General features: G+C 32.3%; 8 protein-coding genes. 7 read left to right on the forward strand and 1 reads right to left on the reverse strand.

The features are described from left to right. Positions 1-9 precede the first annotated feature (9 nt). Positions 10-972, reverse strand: a complete 963-nt coding sequence (locus tag CHRY9293_RS16165) for a Gfo/Idh/MocA family protein (protein WP_162033933.1) — start codon at positions 970-972, stop codon at positions 10-12. Positions 973-1,098: 126 nt separating this feature from the next. On the opposite strand from CHRY9293_RS16165, the gene CHRY9293_RS16170 reads away from it, so the two are divergent. From CHRY9293_RS16170 to CHRY9293_RS16200, 7 genes are all read left to right on the forward strand, one after another. After that, positions 1,099-1,749, forward strand: coding sequence for a protein-L-isoaspartate(D-aspartate) O-methyltransferase (locus tag CHRY9293_RS16170; RefSeq protein ID WP_122547657.1), 651 nt, complete (start codon positions 1,099-1,101; stop codon positions 1,747-1,749). Between the two features lie 64 nt (positions 1,750-1,813). Further along, complete coding sequence (locus tag CHRY9293_RS16175; RefSeq protein WP_162033934.1) at positions 1,814-2,209, forward strand: DUF1801 domain-containing protein; 396 nt, start codon at positions 1,814-1,816, stop codon at positions 2,207-2,209. 145 nt (positions 2,210-2,354) lie between these two features. Continuing rightward, entirely contained in the window at positions 2,355-3,311 is a 957-nt protein-coding gene (locus tag CHRY9293_RS16180; RefSeq protein WP_228455573.1) for a 2-hydroxyacid dehydrogenase, read from the forward strand. 202 nt (positions 3,312-3,513) lie between these two features. Then, positions 3,514-7,716 carry a T9SS type B sorting domain-containing protein gene (locus tag CHRY9293_RS16185; RefSeq protein ID WP_162033935.1) on the forward strand — a complete coding sequence of 1,401 codons (4,203 nt, stop codon included), beginning with the start codon at positions 3,514-3,516 and terminating at the stop codon, positions 7,714-7,716. Between the two features lie 152 nt (positions 7,717-7,868). Then, the gene (locus tag CHRY9293_RS16190) at positions 7,869-8,288 is read left to right on the forward strand and encodes an endonuclease domain-containing protein (RefSeq protein WP_162033936.1); all 420 of its coding nucleotides are present in this window, start codon (positions 7,869-7,871) and stop codon (positions 8,286-8,288) included. Positions 8,289-8,390: 102 nt separating this feature from the next. After that, the gene (locus CHRY9293_RS16195) at positions 8,391-10,376 is read left to right on the forward strand and encodes a urocanate hydratase (RefSeq protein ID WP_162033937.1); all 1,986 of its coding nucleotides are present in this window, start codon (positions 8,391-8,393) and stop codon (positions 10,374-10,376) included. An 892-nt stretch (positions 10,377-11,268) separates the two neighbouring features. Continuing rightward, a partial coding sequence (locus tag CHRY9293_RS16200; RefSeq protein WP_162033938.1) for an AMP-binding protein occupies positions 11,269-12,887 on the forward strand: 1,619 nt, incomplete at its 3' end.

Here is a 12,887-nt window from a genome sequence, read left to right on the forward strand (position 1 = left end):
AGAATCGTTTTAAGAAATCAAACGCATGACTTCCAATGCTACTTTTAATGCTTCAGTTCCATCTTCGAGGGAAACTTCCACATTTTTATTTTTGGTGATCGAATCGGCAAATGAGTTGAGTTCATCTAGAATAGCATTATTAGGCTGAATATTAGGGTATTCAAATAAAATTTGATTTTTTTCTCCTTCTGCATTTTCAATGATCATATCAAAAGGAGTAGGATTTTCAGGAGCATCTTTCATCCGAATAACTTCTGCTTTTTTCTCTAAAAAATCAACAGAAATATAAGCATCCTTTTGAAAAAAACGACTTTTTCGCATAGGTTTCATAGAAATTCTGGAGGTTGTAAGATTGGCGACACATCCATTTTCAAACTCTATTCTAGCATTGGCAATATCCGGAGTTTTGCTCACGACACAAACTCCACTTGCATGGATATTCTTTACTTTTGATTTCACGATACTTAGTAAAATATCTAAATCATGAATCATTAAATCTAATACTACAGAGACATCTGTTCCTCGAGGATTAAATTCCGCTAACCGATGAATCTCAATGAACATAGGATTTTTAATGTATTCTTTTGTTGCAATAAATGCTGGATTGTATCTTTCTACATGGCCAACCTGTGCCTTAATATTATTTTTACGACATTTTTGAAGAATTTCTTCAGCCTGTTCAAGAGTTTGTGTTACGGGCTTTTCGATAAAAAAATGAAGACGTTTTTCAATCGCTTTTAAAGCATAGTCGTAATGGTAAATAGTAGGTGTCACAATATCCAGCATGTCAATCTGGCTAAGTAGTTCATCAAAGTTTTCGAAAAAAGGATAACCAAATTCTTCTTCAAGTTTTTTCCCATTTTCAATATCTTTATCATGAAATCCTATAAACTCATATCTATCAGATTGATTTAAAAGTTTTAAATGAATTTTTCCTAAATGTCCAGCACCTACCAAACCTGCTTTTAACATAGCTTTTCTAAATTTTGGTAAAGATAAGAAAGATGTTAGATTTTCTATAGATAGATCTGGATTTTTGTTGATAATTCTTTTGTATAATATTTTAAAATCTAATGGGTAATTTCTTATTTTTGCGGTATGCAAGATTCGTTTGTACATAGAGGAAAAAGAAAGATTTTGGTTGATTATCTTAGGCAAAGAATTGGTATCTCGGATGAAAATGTACTTTCGGCAATGAATGATGTTCCAAGACATCTTTTTATTGAAAGTATTTTTGAGGATTATGCGTATGAAGACCGTGCTTTTCCGATTTTAGCACATCAAACGATTTCACATCCCTCTACAGTAGCAGAGCAATCTGAGTTACTCCAAGTAAGGCAAGGCGAAAAAATTCTTGAAATTGGGACAGGATGTGGTTATCAAACGGCGGTATTGTTGGCGATGAAAGCACATGTTTATACTGTAGAAAGACAGAAAGACTTATTTGACTTTTCGAAAAAGAAATTTCGCGAGCTAGGTCTGTATCCAAAATTTCAAAGTTTTGGTGATGGATTTGCTGGCCTTCCCACTTTTGCTCCTTTTGATAAAATTTTGGTAACGTGTGGAGCATCTGTTTTACCGTTAGAGCTATTGAAACAACTTAAAGTAGGAGGTAAAATGGTTATTCCTTTAGGACCAACTGACGAACAGATACTCTATAGATTTACTAAAGTTTCTATAACAGAATTTGAAAAAGAAGAGTTTGGAGCATATAAATTTGTTCCTATGTTAGGAAACACCAATCAATAATTTATTATTTCAATTAATAGAGATTCAAGATTAATTCTTAATTTTATAAAGATTTAATTGAAGAATGAATCTTGAAATTCAACAATATAATACTGCTCAAACAGAATCGGATCAGATAATTTGTTTAAAATTATTTGAGATAATTGATGCTTATCTTACAAATGCTGAATCTAAAATTTGGCATTCGCACCCTGTTTGGTTTTTAGATGGAAATCCTATTGTAGACTATAGCAAACAAAAGAAAGGAATTCGATTGATGTTTTGGAGTGGAAAATCTTTTGAAGAAGATCTTTTGAATGTTCCTGGAGAAAAATTCCAAGATGCTTCCGTATTTTATAATGACATTGCGGAGATAAATGAAGATGCAATCAAAAGATGTCTAAAAAAATCTGAAAATATTCAATGGGATTATAAAAATATTATTAAAAGAAAGGGAGAGTTGATTCGAATAAAAAAATGATGCTCTACTATTCAGAGTTGTAATTGATTTTACAATGAGATTATTCAATTCCATTGATGAGAATAAAGTTAAAAAGAACCTCACTTTTGAACGAGTGAGGTTCTTTATTGAAGAATATTGATCATAATTAATAGAAGAAATTAAGATGAAAGTTTTTATAAATAAAAGAATTCCTGAAATAGGTATTACGATGTTAAAGGAGGCAAAATTAGAAGTAATTATTCCCGAAAATGAACATCTGTCCTATGAAGAATGGTTGGCATATTGCAAACTAAGTGATGTGATTTTAAATGTAGGAGGAGAATTTAAATTTGACCCATATTTTTTTAAAGAATGTCCTAATATAAAGGCTATAGCATTATATTCGGTAGGGTATGATCAAGTAAATATACAATCTGCTACAGAAAATGCTGTTCCCATAGGTAATACACCAGATGTTTTAAGTAAGGCAACTTCAGATGTTTCTTTTTTATTAATGCAATCGGTTGCAAGAAGAGCAAGTTATAATTTTGAAAAAGTTAAAGCGGGAAATTGGGGTAGATTTGATCCTTTACATGCATTAGGTCAGGAGTTATATGGAAAAACATTAGGGGTTTTTGGCTTAGGAAGGATTGGCTTTGAAATGGCAAAAAAATCTCGAAAAGCTTTTGATATGGAGATTATTTACCATAATCGTCATAGGAATGTAGAGGCAGAAAAAGAGATCAATGCAAGATATGTTTCTTTTGATGAGCTGATTAAGCAGGCTGATGTTCTAAGTATTCATGCTAGCTATAAAGCAGAGCAAAAAGATTTGTTTAATAATGCTGTTTTTGAAAAAATGAAATCCAATGCTATTTTTATTAATACGGCAAGAGGAGGTTTCCATGATCAAAAAGCGTTATATGAAGCTTTAAAAAATAATCAGATTTGGGGAGCCGGTTTAGATGTAACAAATCCCGAGCCTATGCCCTACGATGATCCTATTTTAGAACTTTCTAATGTGTGTGTATTACCCCATATAGGCTCCGCAACAGAAGAAGCTCGAAACGGGATGGCGAAAATGGCTGCTGAAAATATTATAGCTTTTTCAAAAGGAGAAAAAAACTACCTACTTGTGTAAACCCTGAAGTATATAAATAAAGGATAAACAGTGATGAAATTTCAATAAGGATGAGAGTATTATAATGTAGGCTTTTGAAATTATTTTAAGGGTAATTTGAATATTTGTTATTGAAATGTAAATATTATTTTAATATTAATGAAATTTTTTATAAAAAAGTGTTAATTTTATCAGTGTGTATTAATTGATATTTTTAACATATATGAAAAAAAAATTACAATTTTTATTTTTACTAATTGGTATTTTTGTTTTTTCTCAAACAGTTATTACACCTGTGAAGGTGAAGGATTCGTTTGGAAATGAAGATCTCAATGTCACTTGTAATAATAATCTAGACCCCAATGGATGTTTAACTCTGAATGTAGAGTATCCGGTTTTGAAACAGACTACAAGTTATGAGGTGAATTCTCAGCCCTATGCTCCACCGATTGCAATGAATGAAGGTAAGCCTCTGAACGCTAATTATGATGATTTGTTTGCTGTAAAGCTAGATTTACCCTTTAAATTTTGCTTTTTTAATCAATATTTTGATGCTCTTGTAGTAGGCTCTAATGGTATGGTTACTTTTGATTTGAGCCAATTGGGAAATATTAATTATCCAAATGTTCAATGGCAAAACCCCAATGTAAGTCTTCCCAAAAATTCAATTTTTGGAGCCTATCATGATATGGTGTTTTCTGCGGGAGATCAATCGGAAATTTATTATTCAACCATTGGAACTGCACCTTACCGAAAATTTGTTATTAATTTTTATGAAGGGAGAATTACTGGATGTACCGACCGATCTTCTTCACAAATTGTATTGAATGAGACGACAAATGTGGTTGAGGTATTTATAGATAAAAAACCAATGCCTTGTCCCACTAGAAAATTTGAAAATGCATTGATTGGAGTTATCAATAGTGATGGAACTTCCGGATTTTCACCAGCTTCAAGAAATACGGGAGTTTGGCAAGCTTTACAGGAAGGATGGAGATTTAATCCTCTTGGAAATATTATTAATCCAGAAATTACATGGACAAATTCAGGAGGGCAAACGGTAGGAACAGGAATTCAGACGACCATTTGTCCTACACAAAATGATGTGTATACGGCCAATGTCAAATTTAATATTTGTGGAAATAGTGAGCTAACTTTAACGGATACTTTTAATTTAACCTTTGACCCTACCTATCCTGTTGCTAAAAATTATACACAAGATTTTTGTAGTAATACTGCTCTTAATGTAGATCTTACTAGTTTCAAAGCGAATCTTACGTCCCAGAATCCGGCAAATTTTATTTTTACTTTTCATTCCACTTTGCAAGATGCTCAAAATGGGAGTAATGTATTACCTACAGACTATACGCTGACGAGTAATACAATAATATATGTAAGAATTCAAAATCCTAATGTTCCTGCTTGTTTTAGAACAGCCACTTTAACATTGAATTATTTGAATAAGAGCTTAATAAAAACTACTGTTGAAATTTGTGATACCAATAATAATGGAATAGAACATAATTATAATCTGACTTTACTCAATGAAGAAATTTTACCTCCTGGAACTACCGGTATTTCTTATCACTTGAGCCAATCGGATGCACAAAATAATGTCAATGCAATTACGACAGTTGATATCACGAATAATATGAGCATTTGGGTGAGATTACAGGAAGTAAATTGTACCTATATTTTAGGACCGATCCTTGTTCAATTTAAACCTGGGGTAAATATTAATTCGCCTGTTAATTTCACATATTCTATGTGTGATATTAATGCAGATGGGCAAGAATTATTTGATTATACTTTACATCTTGGCCCGCTTATTACTACCCAACAAGGAGCTGTTTTTACAGTATATTCAACATATGATGAAGCTTTTACAGGCATTGGTTCTGTTCTAGAAACCATAAAAGAAGGACAATATCAGATTTTTATAAGAGTACAGATTCCGAACGAATGTTTTGCTGTTGTTCAGGTGAATATGGATGTGACTTTTACCAAGATTTTAGCCAATCAAAAAAATGTGTATATATGCTTTAACGGAACAGAAGATGTCAATATAAACTTGAATAGTTTATCGTCTGGAATGTTGATATCCCCAACTACTGTTCCCGTCACTGAGTTTTATCCGAATTATACGAGTGCAATGAATGGAAATAACCCTATAGGTCCAAACCAGGTTATTACAGAAGATGGAAACTTGGTTAGAAAAACTTATTATATTCGTTTTGAGGAATCCAACCAATGTTTCACGGTACGAGCAATTAATGTATACTTGGTGCATCCAGTGATTGCAAAGTCTAGTTTTACGATTTGTGATTTCAATAATGATAATTTGGAAAATGTTCAGCTATCTCAATTTACTCCAGCAATTATAGATGATCAGAATGCTACAACCTTATTTTATCTTACTCAGTCGGATGCCCAAAATAGTATAAATCCCATAACCCAAGTAGGCGTTACTGGGACGCGGCAGGTTTTTGTGAAGATTACTTCCCATAATTGTCAGGAGATTTATCCTATGAGTATAAGTCTGGTTTCAACTCCTGTTGTAACTTCAGTGGTCAATATTGCTCTCAATGGAATTTGCGATAACAATAATGATGGGGTAGAGATTTACAACTTAATTCAGGCCCAATCACAAATATACAGTGGTACTGATGTTACCTTTACCTATTATACTTCATTCAACCCGGTAACTTATGCCTTGTCAGGAGAAATTATCAATCCAAGCCAATTCGGGGTTCAAGGAAATGCAACGGTATATGTTAAGGTGAAATTTAATAATAATTCATGTTTTTCTGTTTCTCAACTCAATATTAATATGACATTTTTGCCTGTTGTTGTATTGAACAATGCTGTGTTGAATAAATGTGATGAGAATTTTGATTTAAGTGAAACCTTTCAGTTGAATGTGGCTATTCCACAGCTTTTCGTTGCATCGCAAAACACATATCCTCTTTCTGATATTACGATTTCTTATTATAATACATCTGCGGAAGCTAATGCAGGAGTTCCTAGTACTCAAATTGGAAATAGTATTGTAACGAATATTTCATCGGCTATAGTGTGGGCAAGATTTCAGGCTAATACGACAGGATGTTATTCGGTTGCTAGGATTCAATTAAATACTTATTTTCCTCCAAAATCTATTAATTCTACGATTACAGTTTGTGATGAGAACTTAGATGGGGTTTATGAAGTAAATTTGTTGGATTATACTCAGCAGATGGTTGATATTTCTAATCCGATCAATACTTTCACTTTTTATTTAACAGAGCAAGATGCACAAAATGGAGTAAATCCTATTACTAATCCTAGTAACTTCACGGCCCAGCCTTTTCCTTCTCAAATCTGGGTTAAAGTTCAAAATATCTCTGAATGTGATGATATTGCTGTGGTTTATTTGGTGTTGGGAACAAAACTTAGTCTTCAAAATACGGGACCATTCCAATTAAATGATATATGTGATATCAATAATGATGGAATTGAAAATGTTAATTTAACTCAGTTTCAGCAACAGATTTATGCGGGAGCGGGGGCTGTTTTTACTTATTATCGATCACTAGCAGATCTTAATGCGGGAATCAATGCTATAAGTTCACCATCAAATTATACATTTAATCAAAGCAGTGGCTCCGTAATATATGTAAAAGTAAGTGGTGTCTCCGGTTTTTGTGCTGAGAAGGTAGAAATACATATTACTTTAAAGCCGGTTCCTGTTTTTGATATTCCTACACAGTATATTTGTTCTTATGATACCCTAAATTATACCGTCCATGTTGAGAATTATACTATAGTAAACTATGTTTGGACAGATCCTTCAGGAATTGTTATTTCCACGACAGATACTATTACAGGAATAAAGATGCTTGGGACATATACGCTTACGGTTACGGCAGCTAATGGCTGTACTTATATCGATACGTTTGAATTAAAATATTATGATGTTCCGACTATTCAAGAAGTGAAAATTAGTGGTACTACAGCGACTGTGTCTGCTACAGGAGTCGAGGTTATTGAATATTCAATTGATGGAGTGACTTGGCAATCTAGTAATGTATTCCACAATCTTCCAACGGGCGTTATTACTTTTTATGTAAAATATGTAGAAGGAAAATGTGTCGTAAAACAGGAAAATGTGATTTTGGATATTAAAAATGCAATTACTCCTAACGGGGACAATCTGAATGATAAATGGATTGTAAAAAACCTCCATGTTTTTGGAGAAAGAATGACGAATGTAAAAGTATTTGATCGGTATCAGGCATTAATTTTTGAGCAGAACACAAATACGCAAATTGTATGGGATGGGACTATAGCGGGAAGAGCTATACCTACCTCAAGTTATTGGTATATCATTACCCTTCCGGATGGGAGAACCTTTACAGGCTGGATTCTTGTAAAGAATAATCAATAGGGATCTAATAGAAATCATCTTAATATGAATAAACCTTACTGAATTTCGGTAAGGTTTATTATTTTTGCATATTCAATGTTTTTTTTCTTATATAGAAGTCTCTTTTTGGACAAAATATTGAAATATAGGCAGTAGGACAAAATACACAAATAATGAAAAAAATTTTAACTCATATCAACGGGGTTCCCATTCGTAGGAACTTCGTTAAAGATCTTTCTATTAATATAAATTCCTTTGTGAAGGGTAAGCTTTTAAGTGAGGTACTTTTCTGGAATGAAGTTCGCTCAAAAGCATTTCATAATATAGATTTTACAAGGCGTATAATGCTAGGTAACTACACTGTTCATTTTTATGTGAAGGCATTGGGCCTTATTATCGAAATAGATGATACATATCAAGATGAGGTGCTCATTTATGAAGGAAATAGACAAAAATATTTTGAATCATTAGGCTTACAACTTTTTAGAATCACAGATCATGATATAAAAAACAATTTGCGTGTTGTTATGAAAGACTTGGAGGATTTTATTGTACAACATTATGAGGCTTGTACTATTATCCAGGATTTTTGATAAGGGATTTTCTGTTTATCCGGAATCTTTGTGATACTGTTGCTTTATATTTTCGAATTTGAATATCTTTAAAACTTCAAATATTGAATTTTAATTAGAGTTATGACATTCCAGGAACAGATACAGCAAGGTATACCATCCCAATTACCAGAGATAAAGCCTTATGAGACAAGTATTAATCATGCCCCAAAGCGTAAAGATATTTTAGGAGAAGAAGAGAAAAAGTTAGCCATAAAAAATGCGTTACGTTATTTCGAGCCTCATCTTCATGCCGATTTATTGCCGGAATTTAGACAAGAGCTTGAGGAGTATGGAAGAATTTATATGTATCGTTTTCGTCCGGATTATGAAATGAAGTCTAGGCCCATTACGGACTATCCTGGAAAATCTGAACAGGCAAAAGCAATTATGTTAATGATTCAGAATAACTTGGATTATGCAGTAGCACAACATCCTCATGAGCTTATTACTTATGGTGGAAATGGGGCTGTTTTTTCCAATTGGGCACAGTATCTTTTAACGATGAAATATTTGTCGGAAATGACTGACGAACAAACGCTAGTAATGTATTCCGGACATCCTATGGGTTTATTTCCTTCTCATAAAGATGCTCCAAGAGTGGTAGTTACCAATGGAATGATGATCCCTAATTATTCAAAACCGGATGATTGGGAGAAATTTAATGCACTTGGTGTGACTCAGTATGGGCAAATGACAGCCGGAAGTTATATGTATATAGGTCCGCAGGGAATTGTTCACGGTACTACAATTACGGTTTTAAATGCTTTCAGAAAAATCAATAAAGAACCTAAAGGGGGAATTTTTGTCACTTCAGGATTGGGAGGAATGAGTGGAGCACAGCCTAAAGCAGGAAATATAGCTGGATGTATTACTGTTTGTGCGGAGGTGAATCCAAAAATTACAAAAATTCGTCATGATCAGAAATGGATTAATGAAGTGTATGATAATCTTGGTACTTTGGTAGAAAGAGTAAAAGAAGCTCAACAAAATAAGGAAACAGTTTCTTTGGCTTATCTTGGAAATGTGGTGGAAGTTTGGGAAGAATTTGCAGATAAAAATTTAAAAATTGATATAGGATCAGATCAGACGTCGTTACATAATCCTTGGGCCGGAGGATATTATCCGGTAGGGCAAAGTTTTGAAGAATCCAATACAATGATGGCGGATCACCCTGAATTATTCAAAGATAAGGTACAAGAAAGTTTACGACGACATGCGGAAGCTATTAATAGACATACGGAGCAGGGTACCTATTTTTTTGATTATGGTAATGCATTTTTATTAGAAGCATCCAGGGCCGGCGCGAATGTTATGGCTGAGAATCCAACATTAGGAAGAGAATTTAAATATCCTAGTTATGTTCAGGATATTATGGGACCGATGTGTTTCGATTATGGTTTTGGACCATTTCGTTGGGTGTGTACCAGTGGGAAGCCTGAAGATTTAAAAAGGACAGATGATATAGCCTGTAAGGTTTTAGAGGAAATCCAGCAAAATTCTCCAGAAGATATCCAACAGCAAATGAAGGATAATATTCAATGGATAAAAGGAGCTCAGGAAAATAAATTGGTAGTAGGTTCACAAGCAAGAATTTTATATGCCGATGCGGAAGGTAGGATGAAAATTGCGGAAGCATTCAACAAAGCAATCAAAAACGGGGAAATAGGAGCGGTGGTTTTAGGTAGAGATCATCACGATGTATCGGGAACAGATTCGCCTTATAGGGAAACATCCAATATTTATGATGGGTCAAGGTTTACGGCTGATATGGCTATTCATAATGTAATTGGTGATAGTTTTCGAGGTGCGACTTGGGTTTCTATTCATAATGGAGGAGGAGTTGGCTGGGGAGAAGTAATTAATGGTGGATTTGGAATGTTGCTTGATGGAAGTGAAGAGGCTAATCGGAAATTAAAATCAATGCTTTTTTGGGATGTTAATAATGGTATTTCAAGAAGAAGCTGGGCTAGAAATGAAGGGGCTATTTTTGCTATTAAAAGAGCAATGGAGGTTGAACCCAATTTAAAAGTGACACTTCCAAATATGGTAGATGAAAGTTTACTTTAGATATTATATCATACATTATGTAAAAAGCTTTGCTATAAATTTATAGCAAAGCTTTTTTTATTTAGAAGTGCAAAAAAAATATTAGGTTCAAAATTAAAATAGTATTGATATTGATCATTTGAATTAAACACATTAAGAATAATTGTTTGTATCTATTTATCAAATTATGATTACATTAAAAAGAAAAATTATTTTTTACTTTAGCAAAATAATTAATCATATCAGTCTTCTTAATAGGTATATGATATTTACATGTAAGAAGAGGTTTTCTAATATCAATAATATTATTTAACCTAAGAGTTATAAAACACTTTTTGATAAAAAACACATATAAATGAAAAAGATAGAATGTTTATTACCTATACATAATTCCTGTTTGTAAGAATGATTTTCAGAATAAAAAATTAAATTATAATAAGTTATTACAGAGCTTCCTTAAGCCATTAAATGCAACTTATAATTTTTTAATAGTTAAGAAATGTATTCTACATTTTCGAAGAAAAAGATTTTCGTTGTAGATAGAATTCAACTATTTCATTCCTAATTAATGGTAGAATCGTAAAAGCATCGTATTTAACGAATCAAAGTAATCTTGGCAAGCGCCTAGAGTGTTATTATTAGGGGATAGGCTATACAAAAATAATGGAATTTTAATTAAGATTTATTGTCGAAAATTATTTTTCAATAAAGTTTACACAGACTCTTAATAAAATAAAAATTTAACAAAAATTATCTTGTTAAATAGGGAAAATATATCCTAATATTTGTATTCGTAAGATTTTTTGTACACAAAAAATAAATTTAATATTTAAAATATTTTCATTTTTTGTCATATATAAATCTTCAATTAATTTATATAAAAACATCAATATAATAAAAACACTTAAATTTAATGAACATAACACCTTATCAAGAATTTTTTTATCATGAATGGATGCTTAATCCTTTAAGAAGTGATTATAACATTGTTTTAGATCAATCAATGTCTGGGATTCTGGATATTAAAAGATTAAATGCCAGCTTGGTAAGATTTGTTAATAATTATTTATTAATAAACAGTAATGTTCTCAATATCTCAGGGGAACTTTTTTGGAAAAGCCGCCCTTTACTATCAGAAGATGCACCAATTCTAACCTATTTCCCTGAAGAGCTAAGTAAGGAGGAGTTGTTAAGCTTAGCTTTACAACCCTTTGATCTTGAAAAAGATCAGCTTATCCGATTTTATGCTATTCAATTAAATGATGGGAAATATAGAATTATATATGTAATTTCTCATATTATAGTGGATGGGCTAAGTGCAGATTCTTTTTATAGAGAATTGAGTAATTATTATAATGACCCCACTTATGTAAATCCGGTAAATCTTGTTGAACAAGCACGTTTAAATAAAGAGTTGAATCATGAATTTGCTCAGATTCTCAAAGATGGTCAAGATAACATGAGTAATTTTTGGGAAAATGAGTTGAAAGACTTAGAAAATATAGGGTTTAAATTTTTACAAGCTTCCGGAACTCCCAAAGCCCCTTTGGCAATCAATAAAATCAGTGAATTTAGATTTGAATTTCAAGAAGATATTTTTCTAAAAATAAAACAATTAAAAGATAATTATAATCTTACTCCCTATACCTATGGTCAGATGATATTGGCTATAGTACTGCATAGGATTTCGGGAATAGGCCAGGTAGGGATAAGTTATCCTGTAGGAATTAAAGAAGGGCAAGAGCTTATATTTGGAGCTCATATTAATACAATTATAAAAGGGTATCATTTTACTTCAGAAACAAAGATTTCCGATCTTATAGCTCAAAATTTGCATTATCTTACAGAGTTAAAGAGAACCCAATCTCATTATCTTCCGATAGGAAAACTTATAAAATATGCTCAACACTCTGATATCTTAGAGTTTTCTTTTGCTCAAACGAGTCTTAAAGATGTATTTTTTCATTATGAAGGAACTCATGGCGTGATTATTAATGATGAATTAAACATAGATTTACAAGGTAAAATATCTTTTGAACAAGAGATTAAGAACTATCGACTGAATTATAGGGTTAAGTATGATACTTTTGAATTAGATTCCGAATTAGTTTCTCAATTTATAGAAATTTATAAAAGACTATTTGGTCAGATATTAGATGATATTTTAGAAAATAAAACAGATACTAAGATTTCTTCCTATGAAGTATTAGATAAAAGTAGCTATCAAACGATCATTCATGATTGGAATGTTACCAGAGTTGACTATGACACTAAGGTTACGCTTCATGATTTATTTGAAAGACAGGTAGAGAAGACTCCTGATCATATCGCTTTGGTGTATGAGGATGTGAAGTTAACGTATAGAGAGCTTAATGAAAGATCAAACCAATTGGCTTATTATTTATTACAAAACCATCAAATCCAACCAGATGATCTCATTCCATTATGCTTAGAAAGATCGGAGCAGATGCTCATAGCAATCTTAGGAGTTTTGAAGTCAGGCGGAGCCTATGTTCCCATGGATCCAAATTA

Origin of the sequence: Chryseobacterium potabilaquae (assembly GCF_902728265.1) — a bacterium.
GTDB lineage: Bacteria > Bacteroidota > Bacteroidia > Flavobacteriales > Weeksellaceae > Chryseobacterium > Chryseobacterium potabilaquae.